This window comes from Streptococcus sp. CM6 (assembly GCF_000526095.1).
Lineage (GTDB): Bacteria > Bacillota > Bacilli > Lactobacillales > Streptococcaceae > Streptococcus > Streptococcus oralis_BW.
This window is the reverse complement of record NZ_JATS01000026.1, coordinates 58,872-81,423: the sequence shown is the minus strand read 5'-3', so window position 1 is coordinate 81,423 and position 22,552 is coordinate 58,872. Positions and strand designations below refer to the sequence as shown.

At 40.1% G+C, this 22,552-nt stretch carries 21 protein-coding genes; 1 reads left to right on the top strand and 20 read right to left on the bottom strand.

The genetic code is table 11. The features are described from left to right. Position 1: 1 nt before the first annotated feature. The 13 genes from HMPREF1516_RS09420 to eno all read right to left on the bottom strand — a co-directional run bounded on the left by HMPREF1516_RS09420 (position 2) and on the right by eno (position 12,492). On the bottom strand, positions 2–970 hold the full coding sequence (locus HMPREF1516_RS09420) for a thiamine pyrophosphate-dependent dehydrogenase E1 component subunit alpha (RefSeq protein WP_033606423.1): 969 nt from the start codon (positions 968–970) through the stop codon (positions 2–4). Between the two features lie 178 nt (positions 971–1,148). After that, positions 1,149–2,489, bottom strand: a complete 1,341-nt coding sequence (locus HMPREF1516_RS09415; protein WP_033606422.1) for an MATE family efflux transporter — start codon at positions 2,487–2,489, stop codon at positions 1,149–1,151. Between the two features lie 41 nt (positions 2,490–2,530). Then, positions 2,531–3,799, bottom strand: a complete 1,269-nt coding sequence (locus tag HMPREF1516_RS09410; protein WP_000924514.1) for a dihydroorotase — start codon at positions 3,797–3,799, stop codon at positions 2,531–2,533. A gap of 12 nt (positions 3,800–3,811) precedes the next feature. Then, positions 3,812–4,276: an NUDIX hydrolase gene (locus HMPREF1516_RS09405; RefSeq protein WP_001135762.1), complete on the bottom strand. Its 465-nt coding sequence runs from the start codon at positions 4,274–4,276 to the stop codon at positions 3,812–3,814. Positions 4,277–4,285: 9 nt separating this feature from the next. Continuing rightward, entirely contained in the window at positions 4,286–4,939 is a 654-nt protein-coding gene (locus HMPREF1516_RS09400; protein WP_001164843.1) for a uracil-DNA glycosylase, read from the bottom strand. Positions 4,940–5,000: 61 nt separating this feature from the next. Then, positions 5,001–5,693: a YjjG family noncanonical pyrimidine nucleotidase gene (locus HMPREF1516_RS09395; protein WP_001146396.1), complete on the bottom strand. Its 693-nt coding sequence runs from the start codon at positions 5,691–5,693 to the stop codon at positions 5,001–5,003. A 60-nt stretch (positions 5,694–5,753) separates the two neighbouring features. Further along, positions 5,754–6,641, bottom strand: coding sequence for a hypothetical protein (locus HMPREF1516_RS09390; RefSeq protein WP_001016297.1), 888 nt, complete (start codon positions 6,639–6,641; stop codon positions 5,754–5,756). A 327-nt stretch (positions 6,642–6,968) separates the two neighbouring features. Next, entirely contained in the window at positions 6,969–7,472 is a 504-nt protein-coding gene (locus HMPREF1516_RS09385) for a hypothetical protein (protein WP_000504321.1), read from the bottom strand. A 286-nt stretch (positions 7,473–7,758) separates the two neighbouring features. Beyond that, positions 7,759–8,301 carry a ClbS/DfsB family four-helix bundle protein gene (locus HMPREF1516_RS09380; protein WP_002880645.1) on the bottom strand — a complete coding sequence of 181 codons (543 nt, stop codon included), beginning with the start codon at positions 8,299–8,301 and terminating at the stop codon, positions 7,759–7,761. Between the two features lie 126 nt (positions 8,302–8,427). Continuing rightward, positions 8,428–9,342, bottom strand: coding sequence for a hypothetical protein (locus HMPREF1516_RS09375; RefSeq protein ID WP_001178523.1), 915 nt, complete (start codon positions 9,340–9,342; stop codon positions 8,428–8,430). 183 nt (positions 9,343–9,525) lie between these two features. Next, positions 9,526–10,362, bottom strand: coding sequence for an AraC family transcriptional regulator (locus tag HMPREF1516_RS09370; RefSeq protein WP_033606421.1), 837 nt, complete (start codon positions 10,360–10,362; stop codon positions 9,526–9,528). Positions 10,363–10,564: 202 nt separating this feature from the next. Next, positions 10,565–11,059, bottom strand: a complete 495-nt coding sequence (locus HMPREF1516_RS09365; RefSeq protein WP_033606420.1) for a YkgJ family cysteine cluster protein — start codon at positions 11,057–11,059, stop codon at positions 10,565–10,567. Positions 11,060–11,187: 128 nt separating this feature from the next. Then, positions 11,188–12,492 carry a surface-displayed alpha-enolase gene (gene eno, locus HMPREF1516_RS09360; protein ID WP_000022821.1) on the bottom strand — a complete coding sequence of 435 codons (1,305 nt, stop codon included), beginning with the start codon at positions 12,490–12,492 and terminating at the stop codon, positions 11,188–11,190. A 162-nt stretch (positions 12,493–12,654) separates the two neighbouring features. Between eno and HMPREF1516_RS09355 the strand changes: the two genes are divergently transcribed. Beyond that, entirely contained in the window at positions 12,655–13,101 is a 447-nt protein-coding gene (locus HMPREF1516_RS09355) for a DUF1694 domain-containing protein (RefSeq protein WP_000131096.1), read from the top strand. Here the strand turns inward: HMPREF1516_RS09355 and HMPREF1516_RS09350 are convergent. The 7 genes from HMPREF1516_RS09350 to HMPREF1516_RS09320 form a co-directional block, all read right to left on the bottom strand. Beyond that, positions 13,098–14,213: a glycerate kinase gene (locus tag HMPREF1516_RS09350; RefSeq protein WP_033606418.1), complete on the bottom strand. Its 1,116-nt coding sequence runs from the start codon at positions 14,211–14,213 to the stop codon at positions 13,098–13,100. The genes HMPREF1516_RS09355 and HMPREF1516_RS09350 overlap by 4 nt on opposite strands. Positions 14,214–14,222: 9 nt before the next feature. Then, positions 14,223–14,867 carry a phosphoserine phosphatase SerB gene (gene serB / locus HMPREF1516_RS09345; protein WP_033606417.1) on the bottom strand — a complete coding sequence of 215 codons (645 nt, stop codon included), beginning with the start codon at positions 14,865–14,867 and terminating at the stop codon, positions 14,223–14,225. Positions 14,868–14,925: 58 nt separating this feature from the next. Then, the gene (gene glgA / locus HMPREF1516_RS09340; RefSeq protein WP_033606415.1) at positions 14,926–16,359 is read right to left on the bottom strand and encodes a glycogen synthase GlgA; all 1,434 of its coding nucleotides are present in this window, start codon (positions 16,357–16,359) and stop codon (positions 14,926–14,928) included. Continuing rightward, positions 16,356–17,495, bottom strand: a complete 1,140-nt coding sequence (glgD, locus tag HMPREF1516_RS09335; RefSeq protein WP_000687056.1) for a glucose-1-phosphate adenylyltransferase subunit GlgD — start codon at positions 17,493–17,495, stop codon at positions 16,356–16,358. Before glgD ends, glgA begins: the two co-directional genes overlap by 4 nt. Beyond that, complete coding sequence (locus HMPREF1516_RS09330; RefSeq protein ID WP_033606414.1) at positions 17,485–18,627, bottom strand: glucose-1-phosphate adenylyltransferase; 1,143 nt, start codon at positions 18,625–18,627, stop codon at positions 17,485–17,487. The genes glgD and HMPREF1516_RS09330 overlap by 11 nt, the downstream gene beginning before the upstream one ends. A gap of 157 nt (positions 18,628–18,784) precedes the next feature. After that, positions 18,785–20,680, bottom strand: coding sequence for a 1,4-alpha-glucan branching protein GlgB (glgB, locus tag HMPREF1516_RS09325; protein WP_033606411.1), 1,896 nt, complete (start codon positions 20,678–20,680; stop codon positions 18,785–18,787). A gap of 273 nt (positions 20,681–20,953) precedes the next feature. Continuing rightward, entirely contained in the window at positions 20,954–22,378 is a 1,425-nt protein-coding gene (locus HMPREF1516_RS09320; RefSeq protein ID WP_000199365.1) for an NADP-dependent glyceraldehyde-3-phosphate dehydrogenase, read from the bottom strand. Positions 22,379–22,552 lie beyond the last annotated feature (174 nt).

Genomic DNA, 22,552 nt, shown 5'->3' with positions numbered 1-22,552 from the left:
CTTAGTCTGCGTAAATATCTTCAAAGGCCGATTCTAGCGGTGGGAATGGGCTTTCTTCTGCAAATTTAACAGAGGCTTCTACTGCTTCCTTGACTTGTGCTTGAATTTCTTCCAATTCTTCTGCACTTGCGATATTGTTTTCAATGAGGTATTTGCGAAGATTTTCGATTGGGTCTTTTTGTTTCCACAATTCCACTTCTTCACGGGTACGATATTTACCAGGGTCAGATGATGAGTGACCAAGCCAGCGATAGGTTACACTTTCGATCAAGACTGGGCCATTGCCACCACGAACATGGTCTACAGCTTTCTTAAATCCTTCATAGACATCGATGACGTTGTTTCCATCTTCGATAAACATTCCAGGAATTCCATATGCCGCACTACGTTGATGGATATGCTCCACATTGGTCATTTTCTTGATATCCGCAGAGATCCCATAACCGTTGTTAATGCAGTAGAAAATAACAGGAAGTTTCCAAATAGAAGCCATGTTCACTGCTTCGTGGAAAACACCTTCGTTGGTCGCACCATCTCCAAAGAAGCAGACAACGATTTTACCAGTATGTTGCATTTGCTGACTGAGGGCTGCGCCAACAGCGATTCCCATACCACCACCAACGATACCATTAGCACCAAGGTTACCAGCATCAAGGTCGGCAATGTGCATAGATCCACCTTTACCTTTACAAGTTCCAGTGTATTTGCCAAGGATTTCAGCCATCATTCCGTTGAGGTCAATTCCTTTGGCAATAGCTTGTCCGTGACCACGGTGGTTTGAGGTAATTAGATCATCTGGGTTGAGAGCCAACATAGCACCCACGTTAGCTGCCTCTTCTCCAACAGAAAAGTGCGTCATTCCTGGCACTTTCCCTTTCTTTACTAATTGCGCAATTTTTAAGTCCATACGACGGATTTCTTCCATCTTACGGAACATCTCTAGCAAGAGATTTCTATCTAAAGTTGACATAATCTCGCCTTTCTAACTTTGTACTTACCTTACTATTTTACCTTTTTTAGTATACACTGTCAAAGTATATGGCTAATAAAATTTCACAAGGTAAAAAAATAAACCCCTGTTAAAACAGGGATTCTCTCTAGTTAGAGCATTTTTTCACAAAGTTATTTTTCAGGATATTTTCTAAAAATTAGCTCAACCTTTTCATTATGGATTTCAAACGCCATTGATACAAACAACCAGAAACGATCAAGCTGGCAATCAACCCAATCCAGTAGGCAAATGCCCCTAAGTCAGTTGCTTGATCTAGTAGATATCCTAGAGGTATCGCTACTCCCCAATATCCGATTAGACCAAGATAGAAAGGAACAATAGTGTCCTTATACCCTCTTAAAATTCCTTGGAGCGGAGCCGCAAAGGTATCAGCTAACTGGAAAAAGAGACTGTAGGTTAGAAATACAGCAGTTGTTTCAATGAACTGAGGGTCATTTCCATATAGACTTGCTACACGATCTCTAAAAATGTAGAGAAAGGACAGGGTAAGACCTGCAAAAATAAGGGCAGTTACTCTCCCCAGACGAGCGTAGATTTTTGCATCCTCAAAACGTTTAGCCCCAACCTCGTAAGACACAACAATCGCCATAGAAGAGGAAATACTCATGGGAAAAGCGTACATGAGGCTTGAAAAATTCATAGCTGACTGGTGACTAGCGATGATGAGCGATGAAAACTTAGCCATGATTAGTCCCACAACGGAGAAAATAGCCACTTCCGCAAATACGGTTCCTCCGATTGGTAGACCTAATCGAACACCCTCCTTGATTTTATCTATATTGAGTGGAATCCGTTTTTCAAGATGTAACGCTTTTAACCTTTCCTGTTTGAACAAAACAAGAAGAGAAATCCCCAACAAAACCCAATAGGCTAGAGAAGTTCCTAGCCCTGCTCCTGCACCACCAAGCTCTGGAAAACCAAGAGCTCCATAAATCAAGAGATAGTTAAAACCACTATTGAGCGGAAGTAATAGGAGCATCAGATACATAGATAGCTTGGTCAATCCAAGAGAATCCAACAAAGATCGAATGACACTAAAAAGTAACAAGGGAATAATCCCGATAGAAAGATACCAAAGATAGGAAACTGCAACTGCCGCTACTTGAGCTTCTAGTCCGATATGATTTAAGACAGGGGGCGCTAAGAATACTACCATGCCAAGCAAGACCAAAGACAGTCCGAAAGCCAAGTAGATAAATTGGTAAAAGTCAGATGCCACTTCTTCCTTTTTGCCCCGCCCCAGATGATGGCCTATGATGGGAACCATGGCCGAAACAATCCCTGTTAAAAAAGTAAAGAAAGGATTCCATAGACTCGTTGCGGTTGACACCCCCGCCAAGTCCATGGTATTGTACTGTCCAGTCATGGTTGTATCGACAAAAGAGGCAGAATAATTAGCAAATTGATAGATCAGGATAGGGAAAAATATCTTAAGAAATAAGATAAACTTATCTTTAAATTGATGGGTTGGATACATAAACGCTCTCTATTCTTTTCAATTTAAGAGCAGAGTCCCATCTAGTTTTGGTAGACGATTTGTCCCTTACAGATAGTATATTTGACCTGCCCTTTTAAAGTTTCCCCGATAAATGGAGAATTGGCTGATTTTGAAGCGAAGTTTGGACCAACAGTACGATCAGCCTTGTCATCAAAGACAGTGATGTCCGCTGGACCATTTTCAGCCAAGTAGCCTGCTTCAAAGTTGTAAAGTTGGGCTGGATTGACAGTCATTTTTTCTAGTAATTCCATCAAGCTTAGTTCACCAGCTTCCACCAAATAAGTCAATCCAAGAGAAAGAGAGGTTTCTAAACCAGTCATACCAGATGGCGCTTTGGTGATATCTTCTACATTTTTCTCATCTGCATGGTGAGGCGCGTGGTCTGTCGCGATAACTGTGATAACACCTGACTTGAGACCTTCGATAACGGCACGACGGTCTGATTCCAAACGAAGCGGAGGGTTCATTTTGGCATTGCTACCTTGAGTTAAAAGAAGAGTTTCTGTCTTAGAAAAATGTTGTGGTGCCACTTCTGCTGTGACTTGGGCCCCCAAACCTTGAGCAAACTCTACTACTTTGACACTTTCCTCCTTAGACAAATGCTGGATATGAACGTGGGCCTTAGTTGCATGGGCAATCATGACATCACGCGCAATCATAGCGTATTCTGCTACACCTGTCGCACCACAGATCTTGAAGTGGTCTTTAGCGATGTTTTCGTTGAAACCAAGAATTCCATTCAAACCAGGATCTTCCTCGTGAAGACAAACAAAGGTACCTAGTTTCTTGGCGTTTTCCAAGGCTTCTTTGAGAACCTTGCTACTTTCAAGCGGGATACCGTCATCTGAGAAACCAACTGCTCCAGCTTCCAAAAGTGCCTTAAAGTCAGTTAAGTCTTGGCCATTAAAATTCTTAGTAATGGTCGCAACCGTCTTAACATTGATTTTCTCTTTAGCAGCTGACTGAAGAACTTCTTGCAAAGTCTCCACGTCTGAGATGGTCGGATTGGTATTAGCCATCATGACGACCGTTGTAAAACCACCTGCAGCGGCTGCTAGAGCACCAGTATGGATATCCTCCTTGTGGGTCTGACCAGGTTCACGAAAATGAACATGAATATCCACGAGTCCAGGCGCAACTACAAGCCCAGTAGCATCAATCAGTTCTGCTCCTTCTTCCTTAATTTCTGGCGCAATTTTGACAATTTTCCCATCTTGGACCAAAACATCACACACTTGATCCAAACCAGACTTGGGATCCATTACACGACCATTTTTGATTAGTAACATCTGCTTTCTCCTTTATTCATAGAAATCAACTTGAGTATCCAACAATTTATCCCCATCATAAACAAACTTAGCTGAAAAGAAGGGTTTGTCCTCTAAAAGCCACTCAACAAAGGTGTGATCACCCTCCCAAGTCGGCTTGCTCAAAACTTCATCATAGGGAACCCATTCCAGCGTCCCCTCATTGCAGTCAATCAAGTCCCCCTCAAACTCCGTTACCTTAAAAACATAGGTGTACCAGTCTAAATCAGGCGTGAACTCAGGAAAAGTGATAACGCCTTTTAGCACAGGCTTACCTTTCAAACCTGTTTCTTCGAAGATTTCACGCGCTGCGCATTCTTGAGGTGTCTCCCCTCGCTCTAACTTACCACCCACACCAATCCATTTGCCTTCATGGACATCATTCGGCTTCTTATTGCGATGCAGCATGAGCAGTTCTTTTCCGTTATCAATATAGCAAATCGTCGCTAACTGAGGCATATCCTCTCCTTATCTAAGCCAATCAATTGGCACTTGTCCTGTCTCTTTTAAAAATGCATTAGCCTTAGAAAAAGGCTTGGAACCCCAAAATCCTCTGAAAACAGATAAAGGACTGGGATGGGCTGATTCGATAATCAAGTGGTGAGGATTGGTAACCAAGGACTTCTTCTTGCGTGCATAAGCGCCCCAGAGTACAAAGACCACTGGCCTATCTAGATTATTGACAACCTGAATCACAGCATCTGTAAAAGGCTCCCATATCAGCCCAGAATGACCATTGGCCTGCCCAGCAGGAACGGTCAAGCAAGCATTGAGAAGTAAGACTCCTTGCTCAGCCCAAGCTGTCAAATCATGATATTTCTTAACCCCGATGTCATCTGACAATTCTTTCAAGATATTTTGCAAGGACGGTGGCGCTGGAATGGTATCCGGTACAGAAAAACTCAAGCCCTGAGCTTGACCTGGCCCGTGATAAGGGTCTTGCCCTAGAATCACCACCTTAACCTCTTCAAGCGGTGTTGTCAATAAAGCCTGAAAAACCTTTTCCTTGGGTGGATAAACAGTTCCCTGTGCATATGCCTGCTCTATAAATTGATTGATTTTCCCAAAATAACCCTCAGGTAATTGCTCCTTAATCAAAGCATGCCAAGATGAGTGTTGCATCGCCAACTCCTTCGTTTTTACTGCTTCTATTATAGCAAAAAGTGGCTATTGAAACCACTTTTTACAGTTTATCCAAACAATCCAGCAAGTCTTGGTAAGAATGAGCTTCATAAGTCGGCTGGGCTTGTGTATTATTTTCCAGATGATGGGGATTGTACCAGATAGTATCAATACCAGCATTATTGCCACCTTGGATGTCGGCGGTTAGAGAATCTCCAATCATCAGTGTCTCTTCTTTGCTAAATCCTGCAATCTGCTGACCGATTTTTTCATAGAATAGTGCGTCAGGCTTTTGCGTCTGCAACTGTTCAGAGATAAAGACTTGGTTGAAATAGGGAGCCAGACCAGATTGAGCCAAACGTCCCGTTTGGATGGCAGTAATCCCATTTGTCGCAGCATACAAGTCATAATCTCGTTCGATGAGATTGTCCAAGAGTTCATGAGCACCTGAAAAAGTTTGTCCCTGTTGAGCGAGATAAAATTGGTAACGCTGGGCAAGAAAACTACCTTCTTTCTCCAGTCCAAAATGAGCAAATAAACGAGAAAAGCGCGTGTTAACCAGTTCTTGTTTACTGATTTTCTTTTGCTCCAAGTCTTTCCAGAGAGCCTTGTTCATAGGAATGTAATAGTCTTTATAGGCTTGAATATCCGCAACTCCTTCTTCCTTTAGAAGTTGCGTCAAAGCCACATCCTCAGCAGCATCAAAATCAAGTAAGGTGTGGTCGAGGTCGAAGAGTAGAAATTTGTAGGGCAATTTGAGAGTTTTCCTTTCTAGGGGATGCACTGTTTTTAATCTTTAAAATTTCTTTTAATATTATACGATATATCTATCAATTAAATCTATATATTCCGTTTCATTGATAGCATATTTTATTATATCTTTTTGAGGAAAAAAGAATTGACCATTTTTCTTAAATACGAATTTAGAAAGCTTGTATAAGTTTATTGACATATCATTGAAAAGTATTAAATATTGCCTATAAGAAGTATGTTTGTTTGAAGGTACTTTACCCTGTGTAAATCTATCATTATAAGCAGGTTTAAAATAATTAATAAGTTTGGCTTCAACTAAGTTAATAAAATCAGACTCTTGTATTTTAATCTGAAAACTATGACTTGATATGTCATAAATATCAGATAATTCAGCATTTGAGGTGCTTTCTGTAGTAAGGTTAGTCCACATCAAATCTTCCTTAACAGAAAAACTTATTAAGCGTATGTCGAAATCTAACTTAGAATCAATTATATCAGCTAATATTTTTTGAAGAGTTTCATGGTTAATCAATCGTTTTCCGGTATTTCTAGATTCTTTATTACCTTTTGCTTGCCCAATATACAATATCTCACCCAATACTTGTCTATTCACTTTAAATAATAAATCTGAAATCAAAAACTCCTCATCATTTATATATAATTTTCGCTTATCGCTGCTTACTTCTAAACTGCGAATAACTTCCGGTATTTCTATCGTAAGTTCAATTTTGTCTCCACTATTAGTTTCTACTTCTACAAGCAGATCTGGATTAGGACTATCAGTATATTTGCAACCTGAGATTAAAGTCCTGGTAATACCAATTATCATGTAGAGATGGTGATTGCTTGGGATTTTAGCATCTTTTAATTCACTAGGTTTTAGAATAATAACATTGTTAGCTTCTACAAAGGAAAATAGTCCTAATTTTGCACTTAAATTATGGTTCATATTTACTTCACTTATCCTTCTAACGTTAATAAATTTCCCTTCATTAATTTATTAGATTTAGACATATTATACCATAATAAAAAATATTTACTAATATCCTATTTATCCGTAAACAATAGAAAAAGTGGGCAAGAAATCATAGTTCTATTTCTTGCCCACTTTTTAAAGTAAAGATTGCGTTTTTTTCAACCGTGATGGCGACTTACTCTACAAATGTATGCTATAGTTTTTCATTGAAATCTGTTATGATTTCTTCATACTGTAAATATGCAGTTATCGTTATCTGAATTGATTTAAAGGATTCAAAATCTTAAATACTACACTCCCCTACCCCAACTCCTTGGCTATTCTGCTTTTTTCAAGTTTTCCCTTAACAATTCGTTTCCATAAAACAAGTAGATTCAAACTATAAGATAAGCGTAGGAGGAAATAATTAATCCATTCGATAAGGGCAAAAAGCTGTATTAGTGTGGCTATAATAGCCACTCGAACACTCTGGGTGTTCCAGACTATAAAAGGAAAGCCTGAAATAAGTAAAACAAGGTCTAGTATTCTGAAACAACCATATAGTTTGGGAACAGTTCCACTTCCGAACTGAGGTTTCGACAGTCTTCTAATCAAAATCGCCCAATAGGTCGAGCCTTGAAGCAATATAAATGTCAGTAAAGATAAAGGATAGAGAATGGTAATTAGACTCATCCAATCACCAAGACGATTTTTCAAAAGGAAAAAACACAACCAAAAGGATAGGATGGCTGTAAGCTCTCCCAAACAGAGGGACACCAACTCTTTTCTAACTTTCTCTTTTTTTATGCTCATCATCTCACCCATCTATCTATCATCCTATATCAGAAAAAAAGCTATTCGAATCATTTTCTAGTCAACATTTCTCAGAATCAAGGCATTCTAAGCGTCGAACTGCTCAATCCCTTTAATATCCGTGTGATTCGAAACTTAGAATTGCATTGATATAAATGTTTTGGTGCTATTCTAAGTTTATGACAAACCTAAATTTTAATTTTAGAAGGATTCTAAAGCTAGAATGGCTCTAAAATCACGAGAAATATGCTATTCGAAACTTAGAAGAACCTTTTTCTAAACTTCATACTCACTTTAACTAGTAGGACTTACAATTCTTCTGATGAGCTTTGAGTTTTTTCAGAGCCCAGTCATAGTGACTGGAGATGGCACTGACAAAGTAGGAACCTAGACTTGTTCCTCCCGTCCACTTATAGACACCTTTTGTGAACAATTCGTCATTGATGAAGCCTTCCATCAACTCTAAAACCTCTTTATGCGATTGATTGAGGAGTTTGGTCGCTTCTTCTAAGGACGTTCTCTGGTGCTTCTTCCAAAAAGCGACATTCATTTCCCCATAAGTTTTCCAATTATAAGGTTCAGGGAGAAAAGGTCTTTCATGACCCTTTTGATTGGAATGTACCCAGGTTAAAAGTAACTGATGCCATTCATAGAGATGGATCAGGACATCCCGTAGATTTTTATCTCTATTCCAGTGAGCTTCTTTTTTCTTTTGGTCTTTTGAAAAATCAAAAGGAGTCTGTAGCTCCTCTTCACTTAGCAGAGAAATTAAGAGATTAAGTTTTTCATAGTTTTCCTTAGAGGCTAACACTAGCTCCTCTTTCGTTCTCGGTCTAGGCATAGGAGTTCTCCCTTCATTTTCAACTAGAATAAGCTATTTTGTTACTTCATTATACCATAATCAAAAAGCAGTTCTTCATTTTACGAACAACTGCTTTTACTAACTATTTTTTTATGCTTATAGTCACTAGTTTACATATAAATCTCTAAAGCGACCATCCACTTCTGCTATCTGATAGAGCAAGTGGGCTAGTTCTTGGTAATCTTCTTTTAAACATGAAAGATGGGCTTGACCAAATAGAGTAGCCAATTCTTCTTTTAATCTTGCCCCTTCTGGATCATGGTCTTTTAAGAATTTACTGAGATAGAGATTTCGAACAGCAGCAAGTTTAAAGCTGAAATACTGATGCAATTGTTTTTGCTCCGTATTTAAGCCGTTTTCAGCAACTGCTTTTGCATAACATTCCAAAACACCGTTTTGGCCATTCAGATATCTGTTCTTCATAATCCTTGCTGTTTCCTGATAGATTTCAGTCTGACTAGGACTCCTGACCTTCTTAAAATTTCCCCACATGGAGTAGGCTCCGCGCTTATAGTCAATAGCCTCTGCCTTCCATGCTTCTAGTATGTCATTAAAAGCAACCTTCATACAGGCAAAACCAGCTGGATCATGCAAATAGAGGTGCTGATGATCAATGCCATACACGGTTACGAAGTGATCCACACCATAAAGGATTGTGTGATTGGGATTGTAAGTCAGATGGCCCATATCAAGAGGTCCCAGAACGACAGGTCCATTTGACAGAAATGTTTCCAACTTTCTTTTAACCTCTTCCAAATCTACTTCCGCGCCATCTTTTAGATAGAAGTCCTCATAGTCAAACCCAAGTATTTTTAAGGAATGAGAGATGGAAAGATCTGGCATTCCATTATCAAAAAATACTAGAGGGTGCTCCTCATCTTCCTTTACGATACTAGCTCCATTTCCCATCACCATAATTGCCTCTAAAAACTCTGCTTTAAAGTCATAGCCATAGCCATCCAGTGCCATTGCCAATGAATAACTATAGCAAAGTGACACATCTCCAAAATACATCTGCATATTCCTGCCTCCTTATCTTCTATGGGACTATTATACCGAGAAAACTATTCGCATGCCCCATAAAATCCAAACAAAAAATATGGTTTGTTTGTTTACAGACATGAATGTCAACAATTAAAAACTCTGTAAAAGCTATCTTCTACAGAGTTTGATTTGCATCTTTATAAAAAATCAGAAAATGATCTAGTCCCTGATGACTGGTATCCAGAGTTCCATTTGGTAGTCTGAGGACGACATATCTCCTTTGAAATAAACTTCAAAGTCTGGGGCTCCTGAGTGGCGATAGCCAGTTTCTGGAAAAAAGACCTCTAAGACATATTTCCAAGCATTGTGAATGCTAGCAGGTATAGGGCCTTTGACTGGTACGATAGCATATTCAGCGGCTGGGATATCTTTGATGGACAGACCTAGTTCTTCTGCTTTAGTTTTATCCGTCACATCATAAGCAGCCATATAGTTGATGATTTCGCCTTCTTTGACATCCGAGCAGACGCCAAAAGATTGGCCACTGCCTAGACTCTCTAGGCATTCAAAGCTGTGATGGGCATAGAGATGCTCCCAAGCAGACGGGCATTTGCTATTGTCAATAGCTTCCAATAGGACGCCTGCCACGGTAAAAGCAGGTTTCTTTTGAATCTTGATATCCATGTTCTTTCCTCCTGTGATTTTTAAGGATAATTGAAGTCTAGGAAAGATCCGATAAGGTTTTCCTTTTCGAACTTCTGAGGGAGTTGCACCATGGAATTTCTTGAAGGCTGTGCTGAAGGCGTCAGCAGACTCATAGCCGTATTTCATTGCTATGTTAATGACTTTCTCAGTGCTTTCCCGCAAGTCCATCACAGCCTCTGACAACCTGCGATTGCGCAAGTATTCTGCTAATGTCATATCTGCCAGGATAGAAAATAGCCTGCTAAAGAGAGAGTAAGAATAGCCCGATAGCTGCTGAAATCTTTTCATATCCACTTCTCCAGTCAGTTGCTGCTCCAAATAATCCATGGTTTGATTGAATTGATGCATCATATTCTTCTTTTCTTACCTCCATAAGATACAAAGGTCATTAAAAGCAAAGTGAAAATGGGAAAATTATCGCTGGTTCTTCTGATTCTAGGTAATTTTTTCTTTTTCGCATAGCTTTTAGTCCGTGTTCAATTCTATCTATATTCTAACAAATACAGGATACTTCCACCCTAGAATCTTTGTACAAGATTTAAAGGTGTAAATTCTATAACTTATCTTTTAATTTCTCAACAAAGAGATAGGCTGCAGGGCAGGTCAAGGTATTCTTAATCGTCAAATGATTAATTTGATGGATCTTTTTCCGATCTGTATGGGGGAATTCACGACAGGCCTTGGGACGAACATCATAGATGCAGCAGAGATTGTCTCCTCCTAGAAAGGGGCAAGGCATGGATTTGAAAACTTTATCCCCATCTTCATCCACCTGAAGGAATTCCGCTTCAAAAGCCGGTAATTTAATCTTAAAGTACTTAGCGATACGGGTGATATCTGCTTCTTTAAAGTCGGGCCCCAAAGTCTTGCAACAGTTGGCACAGGCAGTGCAATCAATCTCAGCAAAGACTTCTTGGTGAATCTGCTGCGCAATCTTATCTAAGTTTTTAGGAGGTTTTTTCTTTAGATTAGCTAACACTTTGCGGTGGTCCTTCTGCTTTTGCAAGGCTAGCTGATGGTAATACTCAATATCAATCTCTTTAGACATAATTTCTTCCTAATACAAGTGTTTTTGTCTATTATACCATAAACTCTGCCCCTTTCTTATCCCCTTGAACAGAAAAAAGCCCTTCGGAAAAAATCCGAGGGGCTTCAAACCTTGTTCACTGAACTAGATTATTTTTTAAGGTTGTAGAATGATTTCAATCCACGGTATTCAGCTACTTCACCAAGTTGGTCTTCGATGCGAAGCAATTGGTTGTATTTAGCGATACGGTCTGTACGTGAAAGTGAACCAGTCTTGATTTGTCCTGCGTTTGTTGCAACTGCGATGTCAGCAATTGTTGAATCTTCAGTTTCACCTGAACGGTGTGATACAACTGCAGTGTAACCAGCTTCTTTCGCCATTTCGATAGCATCGAATGTTTCAGTAAGTGTACCGATTTGGTTAACTTTAATAAGGATTGAGTTAGCAGCACCTTCTGCAATACCTTTTTCAAGGTAAGAAGTGTTTGTTACGAAGAAGTCGTCACCAACCAATTGAACTTTACCACCAAGACGTTCAGTAAGAGCTTTCCAACCGTCCCAGTCGTTTTCGTCCATACCATCTTCGATAGTGATGATTGGGTATTTGTTTACCAATTCTTCAAGGTAGTCGATTTGTTCTGCAGCAGTACGTACAGCAGCGCCTTCACCTTCGAATTTAGTGTAGTCGTAAACTTTACGTTCTTTATCGTAGAATTCTGATGAAGCACAGTCAAATCCGATAAATACGTCTTTACCAGGAACATATCCAGCAGCTTCGATCGCAGCAAGGATAGTTTCAACACCGTCTTCAGTTCCTTCGAAACGAGGAGCGAATCCACCTTCGTCACCTACGGCTGTTTCAAGACCACGAGATTTAAGGATTTTCTTAAGAGCGTGGAAGATTTCAGCACCCCAACGAAGAGCTTCTTTGAATGATGGTGCACCAGCAGGTACGATCATGAATTCTTGGAAAGCGATTGGAGCGTCAGAGTGAGAACCACCGTTGATGATGTTCATCATTGGAGTTGGAAGAACTTTAGTGTTGAATCCACCAAGGTAGCTGTAAAGTGGGATTTCAAGGTAGTCAGCAGCAGCACGAGCTACAGCGATAGACACACCAAGAATTGCGTTTGCACCCAATTTACCTTTGTTAGGAGTACCGTCAAGTGCGATCATAGCACGGTCGATAGCTTGTTGGTCACGTACATCGTAGCCGATGATTGCTTCAGCAATGATGTTGTTTACGTTGTCAACAGCTTTTTGTGTACCAAGACCACCGTAACGAGATTTGTCACCGTCGCGAAGTTCAACTGCTTCGTGTTCACCAGTAGAAGCTCCTGATGGAACCATACCACGTCCGAAAGCACCTGATTCAGTATAAACTTCTACTTCAAGTGTTGGGTTACCGCGTGAGTCTAGGACTTCGCGAGCGTAAACATCAGTAATAATTGACATTTTTTACTCTCCTTTGAGTTAAATTTTTTACACCTCTATGATACCTTAAAAATAAGCGTTTTTCAAGAAAAAACGTTATCTTTGTGCAAATTTTCCTTAACTTTATAAAGTAATCGCTTTCTTTTATCTGTTTTCTTGCGATTTTTGTGATATACTGTTTTTATGACAGATTTATCAAAACAACTACTAGAAAAAGCTCATGGTGGGCCGAAATTAAACCCTGACGAACAACGCCGCTATCTCGGCACTTTCGAGGAAAGAGTTCTTGGCTACGCGGATATCAGTACTGCCAATAGTCCTGAATTAGAACATGGATTTTTCTCTATTTTAGAGGGTTTTCAAGAAAAGGTAGAGGCACTTTTTGTGAAGATTTCACCAAATATCGAGTTTGACAAACAGGTCTTTTACTTAAAGCAAGCAAAGGAAAGCAACTGTCAGGCGACTATTGTTTCAGATGATCATATCACCTCTCCTTTCGGTCTTGTCATTCATACAAATGAACCTGTTCAAGTAGAAGAAAAGGACCTTAGACTTGCATTTTCAAGTCTTTGGGAGGAGAAAAAGGCTGAGCCACCTAAAAAATCCATCTGGAAAAAATGGTTTGGTTAATGATTTCTCATGTTTAATAAACGGCCAATATTAGTAGCTGTGTGCTCCAAATAGAGACTTGCATTTTTCAAACTATCTTCCAAAGGTTCACTTTTCTCTAAAATAGAAAAGACAGCTTGTATATTTTCGAATGGTAGGGAAGGTAAATCCTCGGAAAGACTACCACAAATAGCAATAACAGGAACTCCGTTAGGGGTTCTTTTTGCTACTCCCATAGGAGCTTTTCCAACAAAGCTTTGACTGTCCAGTCTGCCTTCTCCAACGATAACCAAGTCTGCCCCTGCAACTTTCTTATCAAAATCAATCAAATCTAAACAAGTGTCAATTCCAGATACGATAGTGGCCTCAGCAAAGGAACAGAGCCCAGCCGCAATCCCACCGCCGGCTCCTGCTCCATTGAGAGACAGGGTTGATGGTGAAAATTTTTCATAGAACTCCTGTATAGCCAGATCTACTGTCTCAAACAAAGCAGGATCCAAGCCCTTTTGTTTTCCAAATGTATAGGTCGCTCCTTGATGACCACATAAAGGGCTCACGACATCTGCTAAAATGCGGATTTTCACATCTTCAGGAATCCTATACAACTCGCTGTCTGAAACTGACTCAAACTCAAGCAAAGTCTGACCACAAGCTGGCAATTCCTTTCCATTCTTATCATAAAAACGATAACCTAAACCCGCAGCAATGCCTATCCCACCGTCATTACTAGCCGTACCACCAACTCCGATATAGATTTCTTTCATCCCTTGATCAATGAGATGGCGAATCAACTCTCCAATACCTTGAGTTTGGATGTGGAGGGGATTTCGTTTCTCCCGCGGAATCTTCCCAAGACCAACCAAGTCAGCAACTTCAAAGAGCGCTATTTGACCTTTTTGAAAGTAGCGCATGGCTTCTTTTTGGCCAAAAGGTCCCGTAACCTCTTGCCATTTTTCTTTGAGTTCAAGAGAATGTCGAATCGCATCCACAGTTCCTTCGCCTCCATCACCAACTGGGCATGGAGAACAAACTACACCATGAATTGCTTTCTCGAAACCTCTTTTTATAGCTTGAGAGACCTCTTCTGCCGTCAGACTTTCTTTAAAAGAATCAGGTGCAATTACAATTTTCATAGTTCCCTCTCATTCTAAGAAATCAATCAAAGGTAGAACTTCTAAAAGATCTCTCGTATCTACATGACAAGCTATCTCTGTTTTTACGACCTCTTTGGCACAAAATGCAATACCACATCCTGCTGACTTTAACATCAAGAGGTCGTTAGCACCATCACCGATAGCAATCGTTCTTTCTTTGGGCAGTTCTAATTCCTTTCTCCATCTCTCAAGAGTGGCTTTTTTTACTTGACCTGTCACAATTTCACCAACTAGTCGACCTGTTAAAAAACCGTCTTTGACTTCTAACAGATTTGCAGAGTAATAAGTGATCCCAAGAGACTTTGTTAATCTTTCAACTATTGGTGCAAATCCACCAGACACTAGACCGACTAGGATGCCCTTCTTTTGAAGTATGGAGATAAATTCTTGAGCATTCTTGGACAGATGAATGGATTTGAAGACAGTATCAAAGACTGAAATCGGAAGACCTTCTAACAAAGCCACTCTCGCTCGTAAGCTTGTTTCAAAGTCCAGTTCGCCTCGCATTGCCTGGCTTGTAATCTGCGATATTTCTTCTTCGCAACCTGCTTTTTTTCCTAAAAGATCAATCACCTCTTCTGCTATCAGAGTGCCGTCAACGTCCATGACACACAAGCCTTTTACTTGAGACATAAACTTTCCTTTCTAAACAGCCCAAAAATCGTATGAAAGAATCATACGATTTTATCTATTAGTTGACTAAACTACGGTACAAGTCCAGGTAAGATTTGCAGGCTGTATCCCATGAGAAATCGCATTCCATAGCTTGTTTTTGTAGATTTTTCCAAACGTCTGGCTGATTCTTATAAACATCCAAGGCTGTTTGGAAACTCCAGTTAAGCCAGTATGGTGTTAAATTGTCAAAGCTAAATCCAGTACCAGTTCCTTCGATTGGATTGAAGGATTGAACTGTATCACGCAAACCACCAACCTCATGAACCAATGGTAGAGTTCCATAGCGCATCGCCATCATTTGGGACAAACCACATGGTTCAAAACGACTCGGCATGAGGAAGAGATCACAAGCTGCGTAGATTTCTTGAGCAAGTTTGACGTCAAAAGTGATATTTGCTGATAACTTGTCAGGATAGACTTGCGCAAACCAAGAGAAAGAATGTTCAAAAGCTGGGTCACCTGTTCCTAAAAGGACTATTTGAACGTCCTCCTGTAAGAAACGATGCAAGCTTTCTACAACAACATCAAAACCTTTTTGGCGCGTCAAACGAGAGACAATCCCAACTAGAGGAACATCTGCTCGTACAGGTAACCCAACTCTCTCTTGCAATTTTGCTTTGTTTTGAGCTTTTCCAGACAAATCTTCTTTATCAAAATGATAGTCTAAAAGTGGGTCTGTTTGAGGATTATAAAGATCTGCGTCAATACCATTGACAATACCTGAAACCTTACCTGACTCCATGCGAAGAATCTGGTCCAAACCGCAACCAAACTGACTGGTCATAATCTCGTGCGCATAGCTAGGGGAAACGGTTGAGACACGATCCGCGTAGAGAATACCTGCTTTCATCCAGTTGAGACAATCATTCCAGCGAAGGGTCCCATCAGCATAGCGTTCAAACCCAACACCGAACAAATCCCACAACATTCCTTCAGAAAATTGACCTTGGAATTCCAAATTATGAATGGTTAAAACGGTTCTGATTCCTTGATATGCTTGAATCCAATGGTACTTTTCTTTTAACAAGAAGGGAATCATGGCAGTGTGGTAATCATGAACATGGAGAAGGTCAGGGATAAAGCCAATGCGTTCCATAGCTTCAAGAGCAGCCAGTTGGAAAAAGGCAAAGCGTTCGCCATCGTCAAAATCACCGTACACATGACCACGGAAGAAATAATACTGATTATCAATGAAGTAGAAGGTAACCCCATTCAAGACCGTTTTCTTAATACCACAGTACTGTCTACGCCATCCCACACTAACTTCAAAGTGAAGAACATCCTCTATCTGGTCTCCGAACTTAGCTTCTACCATATCATAATAAGGCAAGAAAACTGCAACTTCGTGCCCCGCTTTTACAAGTGATTTGGGAAGTGCGCCAATGACATCGCCCAAACCACCTGTTTTTGAAAAGGGTGCTCCTTCTGCCGCTACAAATAAAATTTTCATGAATAAATGTCCTCTGTTACTGTTTCACCCTTCTTAACTACAACTGGATGTTCTGCTGTGCCTCGAATGACAACACCGTCCGCAACTTCAACGCCCTTGTCCAAGATAGCATATTCAACTCGGGCACCTTGACCAATCACAACACGAGGGAATAAAATGCTGTCCTTCACCACACTATCCTTGTGAACATAAATGTTACGAGATAGGACTGACTGAACTACCTCACCCTCAATGATACTACCAGAAGCAAACTGAGAAGTACTTACTTTTGAAGTGTTCGCATAGTAGGTTGGTTCTTCATTCTTAACTTTGGTATAAATTTTTTGATTTGGTGAGAAGAGTGAGTAGAACTTTTTAGATTCAAGCATATCAATATTTGCTTGATAATAAGACTGAACAGAATGAATGTTTGCTAAGTAGCCTGTGTATTCGTAAGCAAAAGCTCCTTCTTTAACAGCCAAATCGCGGAGAACATAGCGCAACTTTTCAGGATATTCTTTCTGAGCCTCTTCTTCAAGTCGTTCAATCAACCAAGGAGTGTCCACAACAAAGATATCTGTAGACATGTTGAAGAGTTCATCCGTAGATTTGTTATCAAAGAGTTTGTGCGAACGAACATGGTCTGTTTCATCAATTTCCAAAATAGCATTCACATCAGAAATGTCTTTCTTTGGAAGTTTCTTATATACAACTGTGATCGGACCATTCGTTGTATTGTGTAGGTGGAAGACTTGATTCAAGTCAATATTCACCAGCACATCGCAGTTAATCGAAACGGTTTGATTTGAACCTGAACGTCTCAAATAGGTAAGAAGCTGTTGGTAATACTCTTTTCCAACTGTACTGCTTTCAACACGAGTATTGTAAATTCCTAGATAGTAGTGACTTAGAAGGGTTGACAAGCCCCACTCACGACCTGAACGAATATGGTCAAAAACTGAGCTGATATTATCTTGTTGGAAAATACCAAAGATACTACGAACACCTGCATTTGCAAGACTGGAAAGAGGGAAGTCAATCAAACGGTATTTCCCACCGAAAGGCAAGCTAGCTACCGGACGGTGTTCTGTTAACGTTGACATATCATGAAAACCAACTGTGTTTCCTAAAATGGCTGAATATTTATCAATCTTCATCTGTTGCTACCCCCACTACTTCATTGTATCCTACTACTTGTACTACGTCAGTTCCGTCAATCTCTACGCCGTCTGCAATAATGGCACCTTCACCAATAATAGCACGAGTAATCTTTGCTCCATGGCCAATAATAGCCCCGCTCATGATAACGGAATCAACGACCTCAGCACCTTCACGTACTTGTGCTTCTGTTGAAAGAATCGAACGTTTTACCGTTCCATCTACAAAACAGCCATCCACGACCAATGAATCTTCAACGTGTGCATGCGCACCAAAGTAGTTTGGTGGTGAAATCAAGTTTCTAGAGTAAATTTTCCACTGACGATTGCGACTATCCAAGGCGTTTTCTGGTGAAATGTACTCCATATTAGCTTCCCAAAGTGACTCAATCGTACCAACGTCTTTCCAGTAGCCATTAAATTCATAAGCATAGACACTTTCACCAGACTCGAGATAGTTAGGGATAACGTTCTTACCAAAGTCTGACATATCCACATTGCTCTTTTCAGCAGCAACAAGCATATTGCGAAGCCGTTTCCAGTCAAAAATATAAATTCCCATAGAAGCCTTTGTAGACTTAGGTTGAGCAGGTTTTTCCTCAAATTCAACGATACGGTTATTGGCATCTGTATTCATGATACCGAAACGGCTAGCTTCTTTGAGAGGTACGTCTAGGACAGCTACTGTCAAACTGGCATTGTTATCCTTATGGGACTGAAGCATATCATCGTAGTCCATCTTGTAGATGTGGTCACCAGAAAGAATCAAAACATACTCAGGATTAACACTGTCGATATAGTCAATGTTTTGGTAGATAGCGTGACTAGTCCCTTCAAACCAACGGTTTCCTTCGCTGGCTGAATAAGGTTGTAAAATAGAGACACCTGAATTGATACCATCCAATCCCCAGCTCGAACCATTTCCAATATGGTTGTTCAAAGCAAGAGGTTGGTACTGCGTAATCACACCAACATTATGGATTCCAGAGTTTGCACAGTTGGAAAGAGCAAAGTCAATGATACGGTAGCGCCCACCGAATTGCACTGCCGGTTTGGCAATGCTTTGAGTGAGTTTTCCGAGACGTGTTCCTTGCCCACCCGCAAGGATCAAAGCTAGCATTTCATTCTTCATTTTCTACTCCTTTATAAAGACATGTGAACGTTAAAATCGAAAGAAGGTCGGAAGTCAAACTTTTTATAAAAATAATAGGAAATCCATTTCTCTTGTGTTTCAAGTCCAATACAAGTACATCCGTTTTTAAAAACTAAAAAATATCATCAACAGCCCATTATTCTTTTTTCTTAGCTTGTTTCAAACGACGCTTGATCTTCCAGATGCTTGCTCCCATGGCAGGCAAGGTAAAGGTCAAAGTCTGCTCATAATCTTTCCATAAGCCTTCTTGAGTCTGAACTGTTTGATTGTGCTCTTTCCACACTCCTCCCCATTCTTCTAATTCTGTATTCCAAACTTCTTCATAGACACCTGCGACTGGAAGTCCGATTGTAAAGTCTTTCCGTTCAACTGGCGCCATATTAAAGATGCAGACTAACATCTCATCTTTTTTACTCTTGCGAATAAAGGAAAGGACACTTTGGTCTCTATTATCTGCGTCGATGATTTCGATACCGTCATAGCTAGTATCAATCTCCCAAAGACAACGATGGTCTTTGTAAAATTGATTAAGCTGCGAAGTAAAGTGTTTCATCTTAGAGTTCATGTAATCTTCTAAGTTTGACCATTCTAATTGCTCTTCAGATTTCCACTCTAAGAATTGACCGTATTCACTTCCCATAAAGAGCAATTTCTTACCAGGGTGGCAAATTTGATAGGTGTAAAGATTGCGCAAGCCTGCAAATTGATTGTAGCGATCGCCCCACATCTTGTGCATCATACTCTTCTTGCCATGAACGACTTCATCGTGTGAAAATGGCAAGAGGTAGTTTTCTTTGAAAACATACATAAAGCTGAAAGTCACTAGATTAAAATCATACTTACGATAAATAGGATCTTCCTCATAGAAACGAAGAATATCATTCATCCAGCCCATGTTCCACTTATAGTCAAAACCAAGTCCACCTGACTCTTTCGAGCCAGTAATCTGGGTGGCTGACGAACTTTCTTCTGCAATCATCATCACATCCGGGTGCTCTGACTTGATCACATCATTTAAGCGTTGAAGGAAATAGTAACCTTCGTAGTTGAGGTTCCCGCCGTCTTTATTTGGAGTCCATGGTGCATTATCGTAGTCGAGATAGAGGATGTTGCTAACCGCATCTACTCGAATACCGTCTAAATGATAAAACTCAATCCAGTGTTTGATACTAGAAATCAAGAAAGACTGAACTTCATTCTTCCCAAGGTCAAAGTTAAGAGCTCCCCAACCGTAGTTATGGGCCTTGTTGTGGTCTTGGTATTCAAAAGTCGGAGTTCCATCATAATAAGCAAGGGCATCATCGTTGATAGTAAAGTGACCTGGAACCCAGTCCACAATTACACCGATGTTATTTAAATGGCATTCCTCAACAAAATCCTGAAATTCTTCAGGTCGTCCATAGCAATGTTCTAGAGCAAAATACCCCATGAGCTGATAGCCCCAACTCAAACCAAGCGGATGCGCCATTAAAGGCATGAACTCAATATGTGTATAGTTCATCTCAACTAAGTATGGAATCAACTCGTCTTTCAGTTGCGAAAAAGTATAGGGACTACCGTCTGGATTTCTCTTCCAAGATCCTGCATGGGCCTCGTATATATTAACTGGTCTCTCGAAAAATCCCAAACGCTTGCGACGCGCTAGCCAAAGACCATCTTTCCATTTCTTTTCACGGATATTGGTCAGAACTGCTCCTGTACCCGGTCTAGCTTCAAAATAAACTGCCAACGGATCAATCTTCATAATCTGGTGACCATTTGCACGCGTGATATGATATTTATAAATCTGACCTTCCTGAGCCTGACTAGTAAAGACTTCCCAAACACCCGCTTCATTACGAACCATAGGAATTTGATTCTCAATCCAATTAGTAAAATCCCCAACTAGATGAACTGCTTGTGCATTTGGTGCCCAAACCCTAAAAGTATAGCCAATTTCTCCGTTTTTCTCCTCTCTATGTGCTCCTAAATAATGCTGGAGGTGAAAGTTTTCACCTGTAGTAAAGGTTCTTAATGCTTCTTGATTATTCATTCGATCCCCCTCTCTTTTGTAAGCGTTTTCTATAATTCTATTATACACTCTTTTAAGATAACTTTCAAGTAATTTACGAAGAAAATCATATTTTTTTATGAAAGTCTTCAAAAAATTACCGAGCATTTTAAAAAATATATCCCGAAAATAGAATACGAAACAATTTCCATATATTTTTTTATTATAATACCAGAATATTCGTTTTTTAACAATTTTAAACTGTATTTTTTTAAAAAAAATAAAACCAGGAAGAAGATTTCCTGATTTTATAGATTATTTCACATCAAAAACAATGGATTTGACATTTGTCATCGCTTCAATGCTATATTTAATTCCTTGAACACCAGCACCAGAACCTTTGACACCAAGGAATGGGAAATTATCTGGACCACGTTGTGTTTTATTATTAATATGAACGGTTCCCACTTCAAGTTTCTCAGCGATTTCAAACGCCTTCTTGAAGTCATTTGTAAAGACAGAGGATTGAAGACCAAACTCAGATTCATTGGCAATTGCTACTGCTTCATTCGCATCTGCGACACGGATAATTGGGAGAACAGGTCCAAACGGTTCTTCCCAGGCTACTTTCATATCTCTTGTAACTTGGTCAAAAAGCACTGGCCAGAGAAGATTGCCTTCACGCTTGATTGGTGTAAGAGCCTTAGCACCTTTTTCTTGTGCATCTTCGATCAATCCCCAGATGAAATCAGCTGAAGCATTATCAATAACAGGTGTGATATCAGCATTGTCAAATGGATCACCGACTGTTAGCTTAGCGACTTTGGCCTGGAGCAATTCGGCTAACTTGTCTGCTACGCTTTCTACAACTAAGACACGTTTAATAGCGGTACAACGCTGACCAGAGTAGCTAAATGCACCACCTACGATTTGATTGGCTGCATTCTCTAAATCTGCATCTTCTAAAACGATTGCTGCATCTTTCCCGCCAAGCTCCAGCATAATTGGGCGCATACCAGCTAAACGACCGATACGCTCCCCAATCGGTGTTGATCCTGTAAAGTTAATGAAGTTGACTTCCTTGTGTTCAATGATATAATCCCCAATTTCAGAACCTCGTCCAGTGATGGTATTGAAGACACCTGCTGGGATTCCGGCTTCGTCAAATGCTTTAGCCAGCAAGAGACCAGAAATAGATCCTTGCGTTGGTGGCTTAAACATAACGACATTTCCTGCAATCAGAGCCGGAGCAATCTTAGATCCAGAAAGATTGACTGGGTAGTTAAATGGCGCGATAGCTAAGACAACTCCAACTGGCTCACGACGAACAACGGCTAGTTTGTTCTTACTTGCAGCTTCAAAACCGCCACCTTCCATTGCTTGTCCAGTAATACGGAGACCTTCTTCAGCAGCAAAACGAATCAAATCTGCTGTACGTACTACTTCTCCAATGGCTGCTTTAATCCCTTTTGCAACCTCTTTGGCAAGAATTGTACCAATTTTTTCTTTATCACGTTCTAAAATATCTGCTGTCTTATGCAAATAGGCTGCACGCTCAACTGGTGCTAAATCACGCCATGCTGGGAGAGCTGCACGCGCAGCTTTCATAGCCTCATCTACTTCAGACTGGCTCATAGCGGGTACTGTACCTAATTTTTCTTGATTGATTGGTGAATAAATCGTAATTTCCTTTTCAGATGATTTCCATTCTCCATTTACTAAATTCTGATATCTTGTCAAATTCTCGTCCTCCTGAAAATGATTAAAACTTATTTTATCAAATTTTCAGAAAATTACAACCCTTTTTGTGAAAATATTGATATTTTTTTCACAAACTTGATTCTTCAAATTATTTGAATTTTATTCCTATTAGATATTGGTTTTTCAATAAAAATCAAAAAAGGTCTAGTGAAT

Excerpts from the sequence above, each read along its gene's own strand:
- HMPREF1516_RS09405 (WP_001135762.1), bottom strand. The coding sequence starts at position 4,276 with ATGCCTCAGTTAGCGACGATTTGCTATATTGATAACGGAAAAGAACTG.
- HMPREF1516_RS09330 (WP_033606414.1), bottom strand. The coding sequence starts at position 18,627 with ATGAAGAATGAAATGCTAGCTTTGATCCTTGCGGGTGGGCAAGGAACA.
- HMPREF1516_RS09385 (WP_000504321.1), bottom strand. The coding sequence starts at position 7,472 with ATGGGTGAGATGATGAGCATAAAAAAAGAGAAAGTTAGAAAAGAGTTG.
- HMPREF1516_RS09370 (WP_033606421.1), bottom strand. The coding sequence starts at position 10,362 with ATGATGCATCAATTCAATCAAACCATGGATTATTTGGAGCAGCAACTG.
- HMPREF1516_RS09410 (WP_000924514.1), bottom strand. The coding sequence starts at position 3,799 with ATGTTACTAATCAAAAATGGTCGTGTAATGGATCCCAAGTCTGGTTTG.
- HMPREF1516_RS09420 (WP_033606423.1), bottom strand. The coding sequence starts at position 970 with ATGTCAACTTTAGATAGAAATCTCTTGCTAGAGATGTTCCGTAAGATG.
- HMPREF1516_RS09390 (WP_001016297.1), bottom strand. The coding sequence starts at position 6,641 with ATGAACCATAATTTAAGTGCAAAATTAGGACTATTTTCCTTTGTAGAA.
- serB (WP_033606417.1), bottom strand. The coding sequence starts at position 14,867 with ATGTCTCAAGTAAAAGGCTTGTGTGTCATGGACGTTGACGGCACTCTG.
- HMPREF1516_RS09380 (WP_002880645.1), bottom strand. The coding sequence starts at position 8,301 with ATGCCTAGACCGAGAACGAAAGAGGAGCTAGTGTTAGCCTCTAAGGAA.
- HMPREF1516_RS09400 (WP_001164843.1), bottom strand. The coding sequence starts at position 4,939 with ATGCAACACTCATCTTGGCATGCTTTGATTAAGGAGCAATTACCTGAG.
- HMPREF1516_RS09375 (WP_001178523.1), bottom strand. The coding sequence starts at position 9,342 with ATGCAGATGTATTTTGGAGATGTGTCACTTTGCTATAGTTATTCATTG.
- HMPREF1516_RS09365 (WP_033606420.1), bottom strand. The coding sequence starts at position 11,059 with ATGTCTAAAGAGATTGATATTGAGTATTACCATCAGCTAGCCTTGCAA.
- HMPREF1516_RS09350 (WP_033606418.1), bottom strand. The coding sequence starts at position 14,213 with ATGAAAATTGTAATTGCACCTGATTCTTTTAAAGAAAGTCTGACGGCA.
- HMPREF1516_RS09415 (WP_033606422.1), bottom strand. The coding sequence starts at position 2,489 with ATGTATCCAACCCATCAATTTAAAGATAAGTTTATCTTATTTCTTAAG.
- glgB (WP_033606411.1), bottom strand. The coding sequence starts at position 20,680 with ATGAATAATCAAGAAGCATTAAGAACCTTTACTACAGGTGAAAACTTT.
- HMPREF1516_RS09355 (WP_000131096.1), top strand. The coding sequence starts at position 12,655 with ATGACAGATTTATCAAAACAACTACTAGAAAAAGCTCATGGTGGGCCG.
- glgD (WP_000687056.1), bottom strand. The coding sequence starts at position 17,495 with ATGAAGATTGATAAATATTCAGCCATTTTAGGAAACACAGTTGGTTTT.
- glgA (WP_033606415.1), bottom strand. The coding sequence starts at position 16,359 with ATGAAAATTTTATTTGTAGCGGCAGAAGGAGCACCCTTTTCAAAAACA.
- eno (WP_000022821.1), bottom strand. The coding sequence starts at position 12,492 with ATGTCAATTATTACTGATGTTTACGCTCGCGAAGTCCTAGACTCACGC.